The 19,737-nt window shown below is 64.9% G+C and carries 17 protein-coding genes and 1 riboswitch; of the genes, 10 read left to right on the top strand and 7 right to left on the bottom strand.

Features of this window, described 5'->3' with window-relative positions; translation table 11 throughout:
• Positions 1–170 precede the first annotated feature (170 nt).
• On the top strand, positions 171–968 hold the full coding sequence (locus MUU56_RS08235; protein ID WP_244766830.1) for a helix-turn-helix transcriptional regulator: 798 nt from the start codon (positions 171–173) through the stop codon (positions 966–968).
• A gap of 259 nt (positions 969–1,227) precedes the next feature.
• On the opposite strand, the gene MUU56_RS08230 is transcribed toward MUU56_RS08235, so the two are convergent.
• The 6 genes from MUU56_RS08230 to MUU56_RS08205 all read right to left on the bottom strand — a co-directional run bounded on the left by MUU56_RS08230 (position 1,228) and on the right by MUU56_RS08205 (position 6,981).
• Positions 1,228–1,731: a 6,7-dimethyl-8-ribityllumazine synthase gene (locus tag MUU56_RS08230; protein ID WP_398431792.1), complete on the bottom strand. Its 504-nt coding sequence runs from the start codon at positions 1,729–1,731 to the stop codon at positions 1,228–1,230.
• Between the two features lie 65 nt (positions 1,732–1,796).
• Positions 1,797–1,946, bottom strand: a riboswitch (FMN riboswitch).
• A gap of 124 nt (positions 1,947–2,070) precedes the next feature.
• Positions 2,071–3,132 carry an ABC transporter ATP-binding protein gene (locus MUU56_RS08225; RefSeq protein ID WP_244766829.1) on the bottom strand — a complete coding sequence of 354 codons (1,062 nt, stop codon included), beginning with the start codon at positions 3,130–3,132 and terminating at the stop codon, positions 2,071–2,073.
• Positions 3,133–3,141: 9 nt separating this feature from the next.
• A complete protein-coding gene (locus MUU56_RS08220) occupies positions 3,142–3,924 on the bottom strand; it encodes an ABC transporter permease (protein ID WP_244766828.1) in 783 nt (260 codons plus the stop codon).
• Positions 3,921–4,811 carry an ABC transporter permease gene (locus MUU56_RS08215; RefSeq protein WP_244766827.1) on the bottom strand — a complete coding sequence of 297 codons (891 nt, stop codon included), beginning with the start codon at positions 4,809–4,811 and terminating at the stop codon, positions 3,921–3,923. The genes MUU56_RS08220 and MUU56_RS08215 overlap by 4 nt, the downstream gene beginning before the upstream one ends.
• 84 nt (positions 4,812–4,895) lie before the next feature.
• A complete protein-coding gene (locus MUU56_RS08210; RefSeq protein ID WP_244766826.1) occupies positions 4,896–6,002 on the bottom strand; it encodes an ABC transporter substrate-binding protein in 1,107 nt (368 codons plus the stop codon).
• 100 nt (positions 6,003–6,102) lie between these two features.
• Positions 6,103–6,981 (bottom strand): MurR/RpiR family transcriptional regulator, encoded by an 879-nt coding sequence (locus MUU56_RS08205; protein ID WP_398431877.1) that lies wholly within the window; start codon positions 6,979–6,981, stop codon positions 6,103–6,105.
• Between the two features lie 189 nt (positions 6,982–7,170).
• Here MUU56_RS08205 and MUU56_RS08200 point away from each other — a divergent pair, with 189 nt between their 5' ends.
• The 9 genes from MUU56_RS08200 to MUU56_RS08160 all read left to right on the top strand — a co-directional run bounded on the left by MUU56_RS08200 (position 7,171) and on the right by MUU56_RS08160 (position 17,984).
• Positions 7,171–7,935: an N-formylglutamate amidohydrolase gene (locus MUU56_RS08200; protein ID WP_244767150.1), complete on the top strand. Its 765-nt coding sequence runs from the start codon at positions 7,171–7,173 to the stop codon at positions 7,933–7,935.
• Between the two features lie 133 nt (positions 7,936–8,068).
• Entirely contained in the window at positions 8,069–8,578 is a 510-nt protein-coding gene (locus MUU56_RS08195; protein ID WP_244766824.1) for a TRAP transporter small permease subunit, read from the top strand.
• Entirely contained in the window at positions 8,575–9,897 is a 1,323-nt protein-coding gene (locus MUU56_RS08190) for a TRAP transporter large permease (RefSeq protein ID WP_244766823.1), read from the top strand. The genes MUU56_RS08195 and MUU56_RS08190 overlap by 4 nt, the downstream gene beginning before the upstream one ends.
• Before the next feature lie 131 nt (positions 9,898–10,028).
• Positions 10,029–11,084 (top strand): TRAP transporter substrate-binding protein, encoded by a 1,056-nt coding sequence (locus tag MUU56_RS08185; protein ID WP_244766822.1) that lies wholly within the window; start codon positions 10,029–10,031, stop codon positions 11,082–11,084.
• Positions 11,085–11,165: 81 nt separating this feature from the next.
• Positions 11,166–12,530, top strand: a complete 1,365-nt coding sequence (locus MUU56_RS08180) for a glutamine synthetase family protein (protein WP_398431879.1) — start codon at positions 11,166–11,168, stop codon at positions 12,528–12,530.
• 207 nt (positions 12,531–12,737) lie between these two features.
• Positions 12,738–14,117, top strand: coding sequence for an aldehyde dehydrogenase family protein (locus tag MUU56_RS08175; RefSeq protein ID WP_244766820.1), 1,380 nt, complete (start codon positions 12,738–12,740; stop codon positions 14,115–14,117).
• 5 nt (positions 14,118–14,122) lie between these two features.
• Entirely contained in the window at positions 14,123–15,268 is a 1,146-nt protein-coding gene (locus MUU56_RS08170; RefSeq protein WP_244766819.1) for an iron-containing alcohol dehydrogenase, read from the top strand.
• 220 nt (positions 15,269–15,488) lie between these two features.
• Positions 15,489–16,205: a ParA family protein gene (locus MUU56_RS08165; RefSeq protein WP_244766818.1), complete on the top strand. Its 717-nt coding sequence runs from the start codon at positions 15,489–15,491 to the stop codon at positions 16,203–16,205.
• Positions 16,206–16,460: 255 nt separating this feature from the next.
• Positions 16,461–17,984, top strand: a complete 1,524-nt coding sequence (locus MUU56_RS08160; protein ID WP_244766817.1) for a globin-coupled sensor protein — start codon at positions 16,461–16,463, stop codon at positions 17,982–17,984.
• A 229-nt stretch (positions 17,985–18,213) separates the two neighbouring features.
• Here MUU56_RS08160 and MUU56_RS08155 read toward each other — a convergent pair whose 3' ends face one another.
• Complete coding sequence (locus MUU56_RS08155; protein WP_244766816.1) at positions 18,214–19,632, bottom strand: L,D-transpeptidase family protein; 1,419 nt, start codon at positions 19,630–19,632, stop codon at positions 18,214–18,216.
• Positions 19,633–19,737 lie beyond the last annotated feature (105 nt).

Raw genomic sequence — 19,737 nt, 5'->3', positions numbered from 1 at the left:
CTTGGCGATCTCTGCCGCCTTGGCCACCGTCGAGGGGGATGCTAGTCAGCGGCCGATGGGTGGTATATACCCCGAGAGAGGTATTTTATCCGTAAATCGGCTGTGGAAGGAGTATATCCGGCGGCAGTCCATTCCGGCTGCCGCAGGGGAAATCGGGGAGCAGCGGCGCCATGCGGGTCGATTTCACGGCACTTTTTCGCACCCTGGCCGACTGGGCCGGCGCGCCGGAGAGCTCCGACCGGCAGACCGGAGAGACCCTGCTTGCGATGATGCGGGCGCTGGTGCGCTTCGACGACATCGTCATCTTCGCCTATCACGAGAAGGCGCGGCCGATCGACCTCTTCAGCACCTTCGATGCGGACGACCACCACGTCTTCGTGACGCTCTACCAGGCCGGACCCTACCTGCTCGATCCGTTCTACCGCACGACGCGCGCCGGCCGCGCCGGCGTCTTCCGCATGCGGGAGCTGGCGCCGGACCGGTTCTTCTCCAGCGAATATTTCCGCACCTACTATTCGCAGACCCGGCTTGCCGAGGAGATCGGTTTCTTCGTGCCGGTGGACGACGGCGTGACGGTGGTGGTCTCGCTGATGCGGCGCGAGAAGACCGGCGTCTTCCCCGCGCCGGAATTCGCCCTGCTCAGCGATGCAGAACCCTTCGTCGCCGCCGTGGTGCGGCGCGCCTGGAGCGGGCTTGCCGGGCGCTTCGCGGAGACGGGCCAGGGGCGGGGGCGGCGGAGCGAGCCCTTGAGCGCGGCCGACAGGGTGTGGCGCAAGCTGAACCTGACGGACCGCGAGGCCTCGATCATCGAGCTCGTCCTGCAGGGACATTCGTCGGAATCGATCGGCCTGAAGCTCGACATCTCCACCGGCACGGTGAAGGTCCATCGCCGCAACGTCTACCGCAAGCTCGGCATCTCCTCGCAGATCCAGCTGCTGTCGATCTATCTGAAGAACCTTCAGGGGTAGGCGGGGCGACAGGGGTGTCGTTAGCGAAGGCGGGACCATTCCCCTTCTTCCTCCGTCATCCTCGGGCTTGACCCGAGGATCCATGCGCCACGGCACACACGGTCACGAGCGGCTGTGGATCCTCGGGTCAAGCCCGAGGATGACGGAGGAGAGGGAGGTGCAAAGGAAAAGCCCGGCATCGCTGCCGGGCTTCATCGAGCCTTTTCAAAGGCTTGCGGGCCTATCCTGACGGATCGATTCCGCGTCTTCAAATCGTGATTCAAGCGACCGTCGCCAGCGCCACCTGCGCCCGCGCGTCGATGATCTGGCGGGCGGCGTTGGCGGCTTCCTTGCCCTTGATGACGAAATGGTCGCGGAAGAAGGCGATGTGGGCGTCCGATTCCTGGAAATTGTGCGGCGTCAGCACGGCCGAGAGCACCGGCACGCCGGTGTCGAGGCCGACGCGCACGATGGCGTCCACCACGGTGCCGGCGACGAAATCGTGGCGGTAGATGCCGCCGTCGACCACGAGGGCGACGCCGAGAATGGCAGAATAGCGGCCGGTGCGGGCGAGAAGCTGGGCATGCAGCGGGATTTCGAGGGCGCCGGGCACGTCGACGATGTCGACCTCTTCGGCGCGGCCGCCGAGCGCGGTCCATTCGGCGACGAAGGAATCGACCGCCTGGTCGACGATGCCGGCGTGCCAGCGGGCACGGATGACGGCGATGCGGGCGGCGGGGGTGGCATTCACATTCATGTCGAGGCCTTTCAAGGGTTGAGCCATTTTGCAACGGTCCCCTTGGGCGAACACGCAGGACGCGGCCCCGCCGCTGCGGGCGGGTGGCTCCTGCTTGCTCTCTTCCATCCGGACTGTGACCGTCGGCTCCGGCATCGCACCGGATCTGCTGACCCTTGCCTTTGGGGCAAGGCGCTCGCGGGCTCCGGGTTTTGACGCCCGATACCGCCGGTGGGGAGTTTCACCCCGCCCTGAGAACGATGGGAGACTAGCCGGCGAAAGCCCGCAGATCAAATCCGCGGGCGACGCAAAAGGCGCAATTCACGACAGATTTTTCCAAAGCACGGCCGAAACCTGGAAAACCGCTTCGCGGCCGTGCCGGCACGCTCAGTCGCGGATGACCAGGAGATCGCCGGCCGTGAAGCGCAGCGTGACCGTCTCGCCGACCGTCGGCGGCACGAGGCCGGGGCTGTTGAACATGTCGAAGGAGATGATGCTGTCGCCGACCTTCATGCGGGTGCGGATGACCGAGCCGAGGAAGTTCGAGGAGACGACCTCGCCCGTCAGCGCCGTGTCGCCCCTGGCGTCGGGGGCGGTCGAGCCGGCTTCCGGGCGCAGCGCCAGCGAGACGGTGTCGCCGGCCTTCGCATTGCCGAGCGGCTCGCGCAGCGTCACGCCCTGGTCGCCGATCGAGACGCGGTTGGCGGCGGGATCGACGACCTTCGCCTCGATGAGGTTCAGCGTGCCGACGAAGTTGGCGACGAAACGGGTGGCGGGACGGTTGTAGATGTCCGCGGGCTTGCCGATCTGGTCCGCCTTGCCGGCATTCATCACGACGATGCGGTCGGAGATCGACAGGGCCTCTTCCTGGTCGTGAGTGACGAAGACCGTGGTGATGCCGAGCTGCTGCTGGATCTGCCGGATTTCCTCGCGCAGCGACACGCGGATCTTGGCGTCGAGGGCGGAGAGCGGTTCGTCGAGCAGGAGGACCTGGGGCTTGGGCGCGAGTGCGCGGGCGAGCGCCACACGCTGCTGCTGGCCGCCCGACATCTGGTAGGGGTAGCGGTCGGCGAGGTGGTCGAGCTTGATGAGGCCGAGCATCTCCTTGACGCGCGCGTCGATCTCGGCCTTCGGCCGGCCGGCGACCTTGAGGCCGAAGGCGACGTTTTCGGCAACGTTCATGTTCGGGAAGAGGGCGTAGGCCTGGAACACCATGCCGATATTGCGCTGGTTGGGGCGCAGGTTCTGCTGGCTCCTGCCGTCGATGGTGATCGCGCCGCCCGAGGGCGTCTCGAAGCCGGCGATCATGCGCAGCACGGTGGTCTTGCCGCAGCCCGACGGGCCGAGGAACGAGATGAACTCGCCCTTTTCGATCGACATGTTGAAATCCTTGACCACCTGGACGGGGCCGAAGGACTTCTGGAGGCTGGTGAGGGTGAGAAAGCTCATGGAAAGTCCTTAAGTCGCGCTCTGCGCGCCCTTCTGGAAACGGGAAACAAGCTGGATCAGGCCGAGGCAGCCCCAGGTCAGCGCGAAGGACATGACCGCAAGCGCGGCCGGCTCGTAGGCGCGGTTGGCGCCGAGCAGCTGCATGTAGGGACCGAAGGCCGGACGGTTGAGCAGGGCGGCCATGGTGAACTCGCCGATGACGATGGCGAAGGTGAGGAACGCGCCCGACAGCACCGCGACCAGCACGTTCGGCAGGATGATCCTGGCGAGGATCGTCGTCCAGCCGGCACCGAGGCTCTGAGCCGCTTCCGTCAGCGTCGCGATGTCGATCGAGCGCAGGCCCGTATCGACGGAGCGGTACATGTAGGGCAGCGCCAGCGTTGCATAGCCGAACATCAGGAGGATGTTCGTGCCGGTGATCGAGCCGGTCAGCGGCAGCCAGCTCGAGGTGTTGTAGAGCCGGATATAGCCGAAGACGATGACGATGGCCGGGATGACCAGCGGCAGCAGCGTGACGAATTCGATATAGGGACGAAGGCCCGGCAGCTTCAGCCGCACCCAGTAGGCGGTCGGCACGACGAGCAGCACGCCGAAGACGATGGTCGCGAGCGCCATCAGGATCGAATAGGTGAAGGTCGCCTGGAAGCGCGGATCGCCGAGCACGACGGCATAGGCATCCAGCGAATAGACGCCGCGGCGCATTTTCAGGGAGAAGTTGGTCATGCCGAGCAGCGGCAGGATGAAATAGAGCATTCCGAAGATGAGGGCGCCCCAGGCCCAGAACTTTCTCATTTCAGCCACCTTTCGCTGCGGGCGCGCAGCCAGATGTAGATCGTGTTGGCGATGCCCGTCACGACGATCATGCCGAAGGCGAGCGCATAGCCGAGATGCGGGTTGCCCAAGACGTCGCCGCGGATCTGCGCGAAGAGCAGGATCGGCACGATGGAGAGCGAGGAACCGGTGAGCGCGATGGCGGTGGCGACGGCCCCGAAGGCGTTCGCGAAGAGCAGCGCCAGCGTGCCGAGGAAGGAGGGCAGCAGGATCGGGAAGGCGACCATGCGCCAGTATTGCGCGTTCGTGGCGCCGAGGATCTGCGCCGCTTCCCGCCATTCGCGCTTCAGGCCGTCGAGCGCGGGCGTGATGATGAGGATCATCAGCGGGATCTGGAAGAACAGATAGGTGATCGTCAGGCCCCAGAAGGACAGGATGTTGAAGCCGAGCGCGCGCAGGTCGATGCCGAGCTGGGACTTCAGGAACACCGTGATGAGGCCGACCGGGCCGAGTGTCGCAAGGAAGGCGAAGGCGAGCGGCACGCCGGCGAAGTTGGAGGCGACGCCGGAAAAGGTCAGGAGCGGGCCGCGGATCCATTTCGGCAGGCCGCCGAGCACCACGGCGGATGCGACGGAAAAGCCGATCAGGCAGCCGAGCAGGGCGGAGGCGATGGAGATCTTGATCGATATCCAGTAGGCCGAGAGGATGGAGGTGGTGAACAGGCCCCGGATATTGTCGAGCGTGAAGCTTCCGTCCGGCGTCTGGAAGGCGCCGACGACGATGCGCATCGTCGGCATGATCAGGAACAACAGGACGAAGATCGCGAACGGCGCCGCGCCGAGCCAGTGCAGCGGGAGGCGGAAGGGCGCCCGCGCGGGGGGCGGTGCTGCTGAGCTGTCTGATGACATTAAGTTGGCCTCATGGGGTTGCCGTCATTGGCATACCGCAATCGTCGCCCCGGCGACGGGCCGGGGCGACGGGGGATGTTGTCGTTACTGCACGTTCGCGCCGACGACCGAGTCCCAGGCGCCGGTCACGGCGGCGTTGTTGGCGTCCACTTCCTCGAGCGTCGGGAAGTAGGCCTTCTCATAGGATTCGGCCGGCGGCAGCGCGTCGATCAGGTCCTGCGGGATCTTGCCGGCCTTGACCATGGCGTTGAAGCGTGCCGGATGGCAATAGCCCTTCAGCCAGCCGAGCTGGCCCTCGTCGGAATAGAGGTGCTCCATCCACAGCTTGGCGGCGTTCGGATGCGGCGCATAGGCCGAGATCGCCTGGACGTAGACGCCGGCAAGGACGCCCTTTTCCGGAACGACGACTTCCGTCGGCGGGTTGCCGTTGAGGGTCTTGGCCCAGCCGAGCGCGTTGTAGTCCCAGGCGATGATGATCGGGGTGGAGCCCTGCGCCAGCGTGCCGGACTTGCCGATGACCGGAACGAAGTTGCCGGCCTTGTTCATTTCGGCAAAGTAGGCAAGGCCCGCTTCGCCGGCTTCCTTGCCGGCCTTCGCATCCTTGCCGAGGCCGGCGGCCAGAACGCCGAGGATGGCCTGGTTGGAGGCGCGCGGATCGCCGGCAAGCGCGACCTGTCCGGAATATTCCGGCTTCAGCAGGTCGGCCCAGTCCTTTGGCGTGTTCTCGACGAGGTCCTTGTTCACGAAGAAGGACATCACGCCGTAGTAGTCGCCGTACCAGTAGCCTTCCGGATCCTTGATGGTGTCCGGGATCTCGTCCCAGGTGGAGACCTTGTAGGGCTGCAGCAGGCCTTCGGCCTTTGCCGACGGACCGAAGGACAGGCCGACGTCGATCACGTCGGGCGACTGCGGGCCCTTGTTGTCCTTGTTGGCCTTGATGGCTTCGATCTCGTCGGCCGAGCCGGCATCCGGGTTCAGTTCGTTGACCTGGATTTCCGGGTACTTGGCCTTGAAGGAGGCGATGACCTCGCCATAGCCGCACCAGTCGTGCGGCAGCGCGATCGTCGTCAGCATGCCTTCCTTCTTTGCGGCCTCGATGAGCTCGGCGCTCGGCTCGGCGAAGGCGAGCGAGGGAACGGCGATCGCCAGCGCGGTGGAGAGCGAAAGCAGACGTTTCGTATGTGACATCACGGGTGTTCTCCTTTTGTGAGTCAGTCAACTTCGGCGAAGCTGATACTGGCGGCAGATGAAGCTTATGTGACAGTTTTATTTCGTTTTTTTCGGATGTCGATCAGGGCTTTCCGGGAACCTCCGGTTTTGGTTTGCGAAACAGCCGGCTGGCCTCGAAGAGGCCCTCCAGCGTCTTCATTCGGCCGCTGGTTTCCTCCCAGCCCGAACTCTGGACGGCCTCGATCAGCGCCTCCACGATGAACAGCGTCACGACGGACGAGTCCCAGGCCGACGGCGCCTCGATATGCACGCGAAAGACCTTCGCCGCGACCTTGGCGACGGGCGAGGCCCACTGGTCGGTAAAGAGCACGATCTCGACGCCGCGCTCGCGGGCGACGCGGCCGAGCGTCTCCATCTCCTGCTCGTAGCGGCGGATATCGAAGATCACGAGCACGTCGCCGGCCTTCATGTTCAGGACGTAGTGCGGCCAGGAGCTGGGATTGGCGGCGATCTGCGTGACGTTCGGGCGGATGACCTGGAGATGGGTGAAGAGGTAGTCGGCCAGCGCCTTCGTGATGCGCCCGCCGATGATGTAGATGCTGCGCTGGCGGTCGGCGAGGAGGGCGCTGGCGCTGTCGAAGTCGGCGGTCTCCACCTGCGAGAGCGTCTGGCGCAGGTTGGTCATGATCGCGTCGGCGAAGCGGTTGAGGATATGCGTGCCGGGCGCCCTGGCCGCCCAGCGGTCGTGCTTGCTGATCGGGCTCGACAGGGTGGCTTCCAGCTCATGGTGCAGGCGGGCCTGGAAATCCGGGAAACCGCGAAATCCCAGCTTCTGCACCATGCGGGCGACCGTGGGCGTCGACACGCCGGCGTTTTCCGCCACCGTCGTGATGCTGCCGAGGCCGGAGACGGGATAGTTGTCGAGCAATGACGTGGCCAGCTGCTTTTCGGCGCGCGTCAACGCGTCGAAATGGGCACTGATCACATCCGACACCGTCATGGATGCTTGGTTGAGTGTCAAATTGTTCCCCTGCGCTCCGGTCTTCGCCGGAGTTCGGGAAATTAAACATCGCTGTCACAATTCGAGTCAAATGTTTTTTTGAAGAGATTTTTTCACTACCCCGTTGACAGCGGCAAGGCTGTGAAGAATTCTCTTCATAAATGATAAGAGCCGGTCGAGGGGATCAGGCTGATGGGAATTCTGACTGGAGAGGAGGGCGACCCCGTCGCCCTGGAGAATGGTGTTGCCCGCGGTCCGGTCGTCCTGGTCTGCGAGCATGCATCCCGGCTGCTGCCGAAGGCGCTCGGCACGCTCGGCCTCACCGAGGAAGCGCTCGAAAGCCATATCGCCTGGGATCCGGGCGCGCTCGCCGTCTCGCGCCTCATGGCGCAAAGCCTTGACGCGACACTGGTTTTCCAGCGATTCTCCCGCCTCGTCTACGATTGCAACCGTCCGCCGGAATCGCCGGCCGCCATGCCGGAAAAGAGCGAGGTCTTCGCCGTTCCGGGCAATGCCGGGCTCGACCAGGCGGCGCGCGATGCGCGCACGCAAGCGCTCTACCTGCCGTTCCGCGACAGGCTGTCCGGCCTTGTGAAGAGCCGGATCGCTGAGGGCAGGGCGCCGGTCATCGTCACCATGCACAGTTTCACGCCGGTCTATTTCGGCAAGCCGCGCGCCGTCGAGATCGGCATCCTGCACGATGCCGACACGCGCCTTGCCGATGCCATGCTGGCGGCGGCCGGCAGCGCCGGGCCCTTCGATATCCGCCGCAACGAACCGTATGGACCGGAGGACGGGGTGACGCATACGCTGAGGGAGCACGGCCTTGCCAACGGCCTTGCCAATGTGATGATCGAGGTCCGCAACGACCTCGTGAAGGACGAAGCCGGCCAAAGGGTCGTGGCCGATTATCTGGCGGGACTGCTCAAAAAGAGCCTTTCCGCAATCCAATAACAAAGACCCGGGGAACGACATCCGTGGAGACGGAGAAGAACACAAACAGGAGAGGCCAAGCGGATGCTTGCGTTGTCATATCGGAGGCCCGGCCCGACTGAGATTGCCGTCGTCCGGAACGGGGGCAGGGGCCATGCCTGATTTCATCAAGACCTATGTTCGCTTTGTCGACACGTTCAACCGGCGTGTCGGCCTTTTCGCGATGTACCTGATCTTCGCGATGTTCGCGATTCTGCTGTATTCCTCCGTCTCGAAGGCCTTCCACCTGCCGGCGAACTGGACGCTGGAATCGGCGCAGTTCACCATGGCGGCCTACTACATGCTCGGCGGCGCCTTCGCCATGCAGACCGGCGACCATGTGCGGATGGACCTGTTCTACGGCACCTGGTCGGCGAAGAAGCGGGCGGCCTTCGACACCGTCACGGCGATCGCGCTGATCGTCTTCCTCGGCTTCATGCTCTATGGCGGCATCACCAGCACGACCTATGCCATCCAGTTCAAGGAAAAGAGTTTTACCGCCTGGGCGCCCTATATGGCGCCGATCAAGATCGTCATGACCTTCGGTGTCGTGATGATGCTCGCGCAGGCCACCGCTTCGCTCTTCAAGGATATCGCCGAGTTGCGGGGAAGGCCCATCGCATGAGCTACGAATTCATCGCAATCACGATGTTCGCCGGCATGATGGTGCTGCTGCTCACCGGGCAGCGGGTCTTTGCCGTCATCGGTTTCGTGGGCGTCGTCGCGGCCTTCCTGCTATGGGGCACGGGCGGCTCCGAAATGGGCTTCGCCTCGGTGATGAAGCTCGTCAAATGGTATCCGATGCTGACGGTGCCGATGTTCGTCTTCATGGGCTACATGCTGTCGGAATCGGGCATCGCCGAGGACATGTACAAGGCGATCCACGTCTGGATGGGGCCGATCAACGGCGGCCTTGCGCTCGGCACGGTCGGCCTCATGGTCGTCATCTCCGCCATGAACGGCCTTTCGGTCGCCGGCATGGCGATCGGCGCCACCATCGCGCTGCCGGAGCTGCTGCGCCGCGGCTACGACAAGGTCATGATGACGGGCGTCGTGCAGGGCGGTTCGACGCTCGGCATCCTCCTGCCGCCGAGCGTCGTGCTCGTGCTCTACGGCATGATCGCCCGCGTGCCGGTCGGCCAGCTCTGGCTCGCTGGCGTGCTGCCGGGCCTGATGATGGCGGCGCTGATGGCGATCTACGTCTATGTGCGCTGCCGCGTGAACCCGGCGCTCGGCCCCGCCCTGCCGCCGTCGGAACGCAACGTGCCTTTCCGCGAGAAAGTGGCGCTCCTGTCTGCCGGCATCGTGCCGCTCGGCATCTTCGCGCTGATGATGTGGCTGTTCCTCAGCGGCATTTCGAGCCTGGTGGAAAGCTCCGCCGTCGGCGCCATCTGCTCGGCGCTGGTCGCCTGGTGGCGCGGGCGCCTCAGCGTGCGCCTGTGGAACGACGTCCTGCAGAAGACGCTCGGCATCACCTGCATGTTCATGTGGATCCTGATCGCCTCGCTCTGCTTCGGCGCCGTCTTCGACGGTCTCGGCGCGGTCAAGTCGATCGAGCGCTTCTTCCTCGGCGACCTTGGCCTGGAACCCTGGCAGGTCCTGGTGCTGATGCAGGTCTCGTTCCTCGTCATGGGCATGTTCCTCGACGACACGGCCATGCTCGTCATCGTCGCGCCGCTCTACATCCCGCTGGTGCAGAAGCTCGGCTTCGACCTCGTGTGGTACGGCGTGCTCTACACGATCACCTGCCAGATCGCCTACATCACCCCGCCCTTCGGCTACAACCTGTTCATGATGCGGGCGATGGCGCCGCCCGAGATCGGCATGCGGGACATCTACCGCTCGATCTGGCCCTTCGTCGGCATCATGCTGGCGAGCCTGATCATCATCGGCGTGTTCCCGGAGATCGCGACGTGGCTGCCGAACCACTATTACGCCAAATGACCGGTTCGCCGGCGGCGGCAGCCGCCGGCCTGCAAGGGAGAATGAGGCCGAGAGAAGAAAAGACGATTGACCGACCGGGATGAACGGCCGTTCCCGGCAAAAGCGAGACGTTTAACCAGAGGGATAGAGATATGACCAACAGACGGCAATTTCTGACACGGGCCGGGGCAGTCACAATCGGCGCGGCCGGCGCCGCCACGCTTTCCGCCCCCGCCATCGTGAAGGCGCAGACCGCCATCAAGTGGCGTTTCCAGACCTATGCGGGCGCTGCGCTCGGCGAGCACGTCACCAAGCCGATCATCGACGCAATCAACGCCGCCGCCAAGGGCGAGCTGGAGATCGAGCTCTACTTCGCCGACCAGATCGTGCCGACGGGTGAACTGTTCCGCGCGCTTCAGGCCGGCACGATCGATGCCGTGCATTCGGACGACGATTCCATGGCGTCCCCGGCGGACGTCGCCACCTTCGGCGGCTACTTCCCGCTCGCCACCAAGCAGATCCTCGACGTGCCGGTGCTCTTCAAGCAATACGGCCTCGCCGACATCTGGAAGTCGTCCTACGAGAAGGTCGGCGGCGTCGTCTGGCTCTCCTCCTCGGGCCAGGATCCCTGCCACTTCAACACCAAGAAGGCGATCACCTCCGTCAAGGACCTCGAGGGCCTGCGCCTCTATACCTTCCCGACGGCCGGCCGCTTCCTCAGCCAGTTCGGCGTCGTGCCGGTGACGATCCCCTATGAAGACGCGCAGGTCGCCGTGCAGACCGGCGAGCTCGACGGCATGGCCTGGTCGGGCATCACCGAGGACTACACGGTCGGCTGGGCCGACGTGACGGACCACTTCCTGACCAACAACATCTCGGGCGCCTGGATCGGCTCCTTCTTCGTCAACGAGCAGAAGTGGGCGGAACTGCCGGACCACCTGAAGAAGCTGGTCCTGACGGCGATCGAGGCCGGCAACAACTACCGCGACCAGTGGTACTGGGGCGGCGAGGCGAAGCTGCGCGCCGAAGGCACGAAGCTGAAGCTCACCAGCATTCCGGCCGAGGAGTGGAAGGTCGTGGAAGATGCGGCCAAGGTGTTCTGGAAGGAGATCGCCGGCCAGAGCGAGACGGCCGCCAAGGTGGTGAAGATCTTCGAGGACTACAACGCCATCATCAACAAGGCCGGTCCGCCCTACGTCAACGGCTGATCGCATCCAATCCCTCCGGGCCGGGCCGGCAAAGCCCGGTCCGGCATGAAGCAGCAACCGCCAGGACCGCCACCGATGACCATGACCTATAGTTTTGACGACCTGAAGAAGGATGTGGCCGAGGGCCGCGTCGATACCGTTCTGGCATGCCTCGTCGACATGCAGGGGCGCCTGATGGGCAAGCGTTTCCACGCGCAGTATTTCATCGACAGCGCTCATGAAGAGACGCACAGCTGCAACTACCTCCTGGCGACCGACATGGAGATGGAGACCGTTCCCGGCTACCGGTCGACGAGCTGGGCCGCCGGCTACGGCGACTACACGATGAAGCCGGACCTTGCGACGCTGCGCAAATTGCCGTGGCTCGAAGGCACCGCGCTCGTGCTCTGCGACGTGCTCGACCACCACACCCATGCCGAGGTCCCGCACTCGCCGCGCGCCGTGCTGAAGAAGCAGGTCAAGCGGCTGGAGGCCATGGGCCTGAAGCCCTTCATGGCGAGCGAGCTCGAATTCTACCTGTTCGACCAGACCTTCGACGATGCGCGCGAGAGCGGCTACCGCGACCTGCGCACGGCGTCCGGCTACAACGAGGACTACCATATCTTCCAGACCACCAAGGAAGAGGATGTCATGCGGGCGCTGCGCAACGGCCTGCAGGGCGCCGGCATTCCGGTCGAGAACTCCAAGGGCGAGGCCTCGCCCGGCCAGGAGGAGATCAACGTGCGGTATGCCGAGGCGCTGACCATGGCCGACCGGCATTCGATCATCAAGAACGCCACCAAGGAGATCGCCTGGCAGCGCGGCAAGGCCGTCACCTTCCTCGCCAAGTGGAACTACAACCTGGCCGGCTCCTCCTCGCACATCCACCAGTCGCTGTGGAGCCTCGACGGCAAGGAGCCGAAGTTCTTCGACAAGGACGGCAAATACGGCATGTCGGAGCTGATGCGCATGTATGTGGCGGGCCTGCTCGCCCATGCCAGCGAGATCACCTATTTCCTCGCGCCCTACATCAATTCCTACAAGCGCTTCGTCGCCGGCACCTTCGCGCCCACCAAGGCGATCTGGAGCAAGGACAACCGCACCGCCGGCTATCGCCTGTGCGGCGAGGGCACCAAGGGCATCCGCATCGAATGCCGCGTCGGCGGATCGGACCTCAACCCCTATCTCGCCATGGCGGCGCTGCTGGCGGCCGGCATGGCCGGCATCGAGCAGAAGCTGGAGCTGGAGGCACCCTTCGAGGGCGACGCCTATGGCGGCAAGGACATCCGCGAGATCCCCAAGACCCTGCGCGGCGCGGCCGCCGCGCTGAAGGAATCCGACATGCTGCGCGAGGCCTTCGGCGACGACGTCGTCGACCACTATGTGCGCGCAGCCGAATGGGAGCAGGAAGAATACGACCGCCGCATCACCGACTGGGAGGTGGCGCGCGGCTTCGAGAGGGCGTAGAAGCGTTTCGGGAATTGCCCCTCACCCTAGCCCTCTCCCCGCAAGCGGGGAGAGGGGACCTGCCCTGCGAAAGGGTGTTGGTCTGGGAAAACGGCACGGCATATTTCCTTCTCCCTGCTTGCGGGGAGAAGGTGGCCGGCAGGCCGGATGAGGGGCAACCGGAACGCCAGAACTGAAATTCCGAATAGAACCAACAGGAAGTCGATCATGACTGTGATCAAATGCATATCCCCCGTCGACGGCTCGGTCTATGCCGAGCGCGAGGCGATGCCGCTGGCGGCCGCGCAAGAGGCTGTCGCCCGCGCGAAGAAGGCGCAGAAGGCCTGGGCCAGGCGCCCGCTCGAAGAGCGCGTCCAGCTCGTCCTCAAGGGCGTTGCCCGCGTCAACGAGATGGCCGACGAGATCGTGCCGGAAATCGCCTGGCAGATGGGCCGCCCGGTCCGCTACGGCGGCGAGTTCAAGGGCTTCAACGAGCGCTCCAACTACGTCGCCGAGATCGCCGGCTCCTCGCTGGCGCCGATCGTCATCGAGAACAGCGAGCGTTTCGAGCGCCGCATCGAGCGCGAGCCGCATGGCGTCGTCTTCGTCATCGCGCCGTGGAACTACCCTTACATGACCGCGATCAACACGGTCGCGCCGGCGCTGATGGCCGGCAATGTCGTCATCATCAAGCACGCCGCCCAGACGCTGCTCGTCGGCGAGCGGCTGGTGCGCGCCTTCAACGAGGCGGGCGTGCCGGAGGATGTCTTCCAGAACGTCTTCCTCGACCATGACACGACCTCGGCGCTGATCGCCGGCAACGCGTTCGACTTCGTCAACTTCACCGGTTCGGTCGAAGGCGGCCGGTCGATCGAGCGCGCGGCGGCCGGCACCTTCACGCCGGTCGGCCTCGAACTCGGCGGCAAGGATCCGGGTTACGTCATGGAAGACGCCGACCTCGACGCCGCCGTCGACACGCTGATGGACGGCGCGACCTACAATTCCGGCCAGTGCTGCTGCGGCATCGAGCGCATCTACGTCAACGAGAAGCTCTACGACGCCTTCGTGGAAAAATCCGTCGCCTGGGTGTCCAATTACAAGCTCGGCAACCCGCTCGATCCGGAAACCACCCTCGGCCCGATGGCACACAAGCGCTTCGCCGCCACCGTGCGCTCGCAGATCGCCGATGCGGTCGCGAAGGGCGCGAAGGCTCTGGTCGATCCAAAACTCTTCCCGGCCGATGACGGCGGCGCGTATGTCGCCCCGCAGATCCTCGTCGATGTCGACCATTCGATGGAATTCATGACGGAAGAGACGTTCGGCCCGGCCGTTGGCATCATGAAGGTCAAGAGCGATGAAGAAGCGCTCGCCCTGATGAACGACTGCAAGTATGGCCTCACCGTCTCGCTCTGGACGAAGGACGCCGATCGCGCCGCAAACATCGCCCGGGACCTTGAGACCGGCACCGTCTTCATGAACCGTGCCGACTATCTCGACCCGGCGCTCTGCTGGACCGGCGTCAAGGAAACGGGCCGCGGCGGCTCGCTCTCCGTCATCGGCTTCCACAACCTCACGAGACCGAAATCCTACCATTTCAGGAAAGCTTGAAGAGCATGACCATCACCGCCAACTGGAGCTACCCGACCGCGATCAAGTTCGGGGCCGGCCGCATCAAGGAACTCGCCGACCACTGCAAGGCCGTGGGCATGAAGAAGCCGCTGCTCGTCACCGACCGCGGCCTTTCGACCATGGCGATCACGAAGGAAGCGCTCGACATTCTCGACGCCGCCGGCCTCGGCCGGGCGATGTTCGCCGAGGTCGATCCGAACCCGACCGACAGGAACCTCGAAGCCGGCGTCAAGGCGTTCCGCGACGGCGGCCATGACGGGGTCGTCGCCTTCGGCGGCGGCTCCGGCCTCGACCTCGGCAAGGCCGTCGCCTTCATGTCCGGCCAGACGCGGCCGGTCTGGGATTTCGAGGATATCGGCGACTGGTGGACCCGCGCCAATTCCGACGGCATCGCGCCGATCGTCGCCGTGCCGACGACGGCCGGCACCGGCTCGGAAGTCGGCCGCGCCTCTGTCATCACCAATTCCGAGACGCACACCAAGAAGGTGATCTTCCATCCGAAGTTCCTGCCCTCGGTGACGATCTGCGATCCGGAGCTGACGGTGGGCATGCCGAAGGTCATCACCTCGGGCACTGGCATGGACGCCTTCGCCCATTGCCTCGAAGCCTATTCGTCGCCGTTCTACCACCCGATGAGCCAGGGCATCGCGCTGGAGGGCATGCGCCTCGTCAAGGAATTCCTGCCGCGCGCCTACAAGGACGGGACCGATATCGAGGCCCGTGCCAACATGATGTCGGCGGCCGCCATGGGCGCCGTCGCCTTCCAGAAGGGCCTCGGCGCGATCCATTCGCTGTCGCATCCGGTCGGCGCCATCTACAACACGCACCACGGCATGACCAATGCCGTCGTCATGCCGCCGGTCCTGACCTTCAACCGCCCGGCCATCGAGGCGAAGATCGCCGGCGCCGCCGCCTATCTCGGCATATCCGGCGGCTTCGACGGTTTCTTCGACTATGTGCTGCGCCTGCGCGAGGAGCTCGGCGTGCCGGACAAGCTGTCGGCGCTCGGCGTCGGCACGGACCGGATCGACGAGATGGCCGCCATGGCGATCGTCGATCCGACGGCCGGCGGCAACCCGGTGGAGCTGACGCTGGACGCGGCCAAGCGCCTCTTCGTCGAGTGCATCTGAATTCTTGCCGTTAACAAATGACAGGGGCCTGGAAAACCACGGTTTTCCGGGCCTTTTGCCTGAGAAGGTGAAAGTCCGGCGCCGTTCTCGTTAATCTTCGCCATGCGCATGTTTCCATTTCGTTAACCATGTTTTGAAAGGTTTGAGCAAGCGGGCGCCATTCTCACCGGGCCGCCTGACGAGAGCGATGAGAAAGCTCGCAGCATTCATGAGGAAAGACATGCCAGTCATCACATTTGCCAATGCCAAGGGCGGCGCGGGCAAGACCACTGCGGCGCTGATCCTTGCCACCGAGCTTGCAAGCCGGGGCCATCGCATCACCATCCTCGATGCGGACCCGCAGCGCTGGATCAGCCACTGGCACGAGGTTTCCGGCCGCCAGTGCAACATCGCCGTCATCTCGGAAGTCACCATGGCTTCCATCCAGTGCCATATCCGGGAGAACCGCGATACGACCGACTATTTCATCATCGACCTCGCCGGCGCGCGCGACGCGCTGGTCGCCACGGCTATCGGCCTGTCCGACCATGTGATGATCCCGGTGCAGGGCTGTGCCATGGATGCGCGCGGGGCGGCGCATATCCTCGAGCTCCTGAAGCAGCTCGACGAGAAGGCGGGCATCCGCATCAACCATTCGGTCGTGCTCACCCGCATGAATTCGCTGGTGACGACCCGCGCGATGAGCGCCATCAAGGCGCTGCTCGCCGCCCGCGGCGTTGCGGTGCTCGACACGCCGATCGGCGAGCGCACCGCCTTCCGCGACATCTTCGATTGCGGCGGCACGCTCTATACGATGGATGCGGCCAGGGTGAGCAATCTCGACAAGGCCTGCGAGAATGCGCGCCTTTTTGCCGACGAGGTCCTGCGCCTGCTGCCGGTGCGCAAGCGCATCGCCACCGAACGCGGCTTCTTCCGCACGCTGCAGCGGGCGGCCTGAGCCTTCCGGATTGACGATTGACAAGAACGGCTGCGACAAAGGGCGCAGCCGTTTTTCGCGCCGCAACGCCATGCCGGTAATGAACAATTTACCACGCTTAACCTAATGATATCGCGTTAGAAAGCGACCTCGCCGGCGATGCGCCGCCGCGGGGACCCATGAAGGGTTACGGGCAAGACGCGGTGCCGCCCGGCGCCGTTGCCCCGATTTTCCGCTGCTTTCCCCGTTTTCTCGAGTTGCCAGGATACCCCCGGAATGAAGCCAGCCCCGCAGACCGCCAGCCAGAACCACGACATCGCGCGCCGTCTGGACTATCTCGGCCTCGACGAGGCAGCGCTGAGGCGGCTCCGCACGCTCAAACCCTTCATCGAGAAGGAGCTCGGCCCGGCGCTGGACAAGTTCTATGCGATCGTGCGCAAGAGCCCGGAGGTGAACCACCTCTTCTCCAACGACGCCCACATGAATCGGGCGAAGAATGCCCAGCTCGGGCACTGGGCGAACATCGCGGCCGGCGATTTCACCGGCGACTACGCGTCCAAGGTGCAGACGATCGGCCATGTGCATGCGCGCATCGGCCTGGAGCCGCGCTGGTATATTGGCGGCTATGCGCTGATCGTCGAGCATCTCCTGACGGAGGCGGTGAAATCGCTCTGGCCGAAGCAGGGGCTCTTTGCCCGCCAGGAAATCGGGCCGGAGGAGTTTGCGGCGCGCTTCTCCAGCCTGCTCAAGGCCATGTTCCTCGACATGGACCTCTCCATCTCCGTCTACAACGACATGTCGGATCTCGCCAAGCAGCAGGCGGTGCAGGCGCAGGTCGTCGCCGAGGAGCGCAAGATCGTCAGCGACAGTTTCGGCGCCGCGCTGAAGCGCATTTCCGACGGCGACCTCACCGCGCGCATCACCGGCCCGCTGCCGGAGGCCTACGAGGCGCTGCGCGAGGATTTCAACCACGCCATTTCCACGCTCTCGCAGGCGATCGGCAATATCGGCGCCGGCGCGGGCTCCATCCATCTCAGCGCGCAGGAGATCGCGGCGGCCTCCGACGACCTCGCCAAGCGCACGGAGCGGCAGGCCGCGAACCTGGAGGAGACCGCCGCCGCCGTCGAGCAGGTGACCACCACCGTGCGCCAGACCGCCCAGAACGCCGACGAGGCGAACGCCCTCGTCATGGCGGCGCGCGACAATGCGCAGCGCGGCGGCGAAATCGTGGAGCACGCGATCCTCGCCATGGGCGAGATCCAGGCCTCCTCCTCGGCCATCGCCAACATCATCGAGGTGATCGACGAGATCGCCTTCCAGACCAATCTGCTGGCGCTCAACGCCGGCATCGAGGCGGCGCGGGCCGGCGAGGCGGGGCGCGGCTTTGCCGTCGTCGCCTCGGAAGTGCGGGCGCTCGCCCAGCGCTGCGCCGATGCGGCGAAGGACATCCAGAACCTCATCGCCAGGTCGCATGGCCAGGTCGAGGACGGCGTGCGCTCGGTGGGCGAGGTCGCCCAGTCGCTGCGCCAGATCGTCACCCAGGTCGTGGAGGTCAGCGCCGTCTTCAACACCATCCGTGCCAGCACGGCGGAACAGGCGACGGGCCTGCAGGCGGTCAACCAGGCGGTCAATGCCATGGACCAGATCACCCAGCAGAACGCCGCGATGGTCGAGCAGGCCAATGCTGCCAGCCAGGCGCTGACGCAGGAGGCCGCCTCCATCGCCGCCCAGCTCAGCGCCTTCCGCACTAGCGGCGCGGCCCGCCCGGCCCAGGGATCGGGGTATGTGCGGGCGGCTTGACCGCTGGCCTTCTCTGCCGGCGGGCTGCCCCTCATCCGCCTGCCGGCACCTTCTCCCCGCAAGCGGGGAGAAGGGGATGGAGCAACGGTTCATTCATATCCGATTACTGGCAAGCGGGAGAGGCTTACCTACAAGCGGTCATTGAGCGAGGAAGCCGGCGCGGCATATCCCTTCTCCCCGCTTGCGGGGAGAAGGTGGCGGCAGCCGGATGAGGGGCTACCCCCATTCGTCAGTCGACGAATTCGACCGTCACGCCGGCGCTGGTCATCTTGGCGAGCTCCGTTGCGTCCCAGTTGGTCAGGCGAATGCAGCCGTGGCTCTGGGTCTTGCCGATCTTCGAGGGTTCCGGCGTGCCGTGGATGCCGTAGGTCGGCTTCGACAGCGCGATCCAGACCGTGCCGACCGGACCGTTCGGGCCGGGCTGCAGGGTCAGCACCTTGTTGTTGTTGCCCTGCTGGAAATTGATCTTCGGATTGTAGGTATAGCCCGGATTGAGCGCGATGCGCTCGACCGTGACCGTGCCGGACGGCGAGGGCGTGTCGGCCGAACCGATGCTGGCCGGATAGGCGGCGATCAGCGTGCCGTTCTCGTCATAGGCGAGCACCTGCTTGCGGCCCTTGTCGGCGAGGATCTTGGCGACCTTGCCGGTCTTCCTCTCGCCCGTGTCGACGACCTTGATGATCGTGCCGGGAATGGTGAAATCGACGCCTGGATTGATCTCCTTCAGATAGGCCTCGTCCATGTGGAACTTCTCGGCCAGCATCTCGGTGGTCGAGGTGAAGGAGAGATGCGGCAGCGCCGCCTTCTGGGCATAGTCGTCGGGGATGGCGGCGACATAGGGGCCGGCCGCGTCGGCGGCGGTGATCTCGTAGGTGGTGAAGGCAAGGCCGCCGGACAGGCGCAGCCGCTCCAGGATGTCGTCGGCATTGTTCGGGTCGAGCGTCTCGCCCGTCGCCTGCTGCCAGGCCTCGATCGCCTTGGTGACGTTCGAGCCCTTCTTGCCGTCGATCACGCCCGGCGAAAAGCCCTCGCGGTCGAGGAAGACCTGAAGCGCGGTGATCTCGGCGGACGACACCTTGCCGATCGCGATCGCCGGGTCGAATTTCGGGCCGGGCACGAACTCCGCATCGGGATCGGTGCCGTTTTCCGGCAGGGCCGCACTGTCGTCGGAGAAATCGGGCAGGGCCTGCGAGCCGCCGAAATCGGCATCCGGCAGGGGCTGGCGCTCGATGCTGCCCGGCAGGCCTTCGCGCATTTCCGGTACGGAACTCGTCGTCAGTTCATCGCCATAGTCGGCCTCGGGCGCCGGCGGGAAATAGTCGGGGTTCGCTTCCGGATAGCCGCGCATCTCGCGGTAGCGGTCACGGCGCGGGCGATAATCGTCGCCGCGGGCGAAGTAGCGGTCGGCCTGCATGGCGGTGGCGACGATGTTGCCCCAGCCGTCGACATAGACGGTGCGGCCGCGGTCGTCGCGCATCGCGCGCACGCTGCCGTCGTCCGGAACATAGTCGAGGATATCGCCTTCCGGCGAGACCAGGACCGTGTCGCGCGCGGAGAAACGCTGCTGGGCATGTGCCGGCAGGGCGGCGATTCCCAGGACGGAAGCCGCTGCAAGGAGCGAAAGGCTTGTTTTAAAAATAGAATTCACGGCTCTTGACCTGCCTGCTTGCACATATCGCGCGGACGGAACACTTCAATTCAGACCTTAATATGAAAAAACTGAATCGATGGTGAACGTAAGGTCAACGCGTAT

It is taken from the genome of Shinella yambaruensis, assembly GCF_022899355.1.
Lineage (GTDB): Bacteria > Pseudomonadota > Alphaproteobacteria > Rhizobiales > Rhizobiaceae > Shinella > Shinella yambaruensis.
This window is presented reverse-complemented; position numbering and strand designations above follow the sequence as displayed.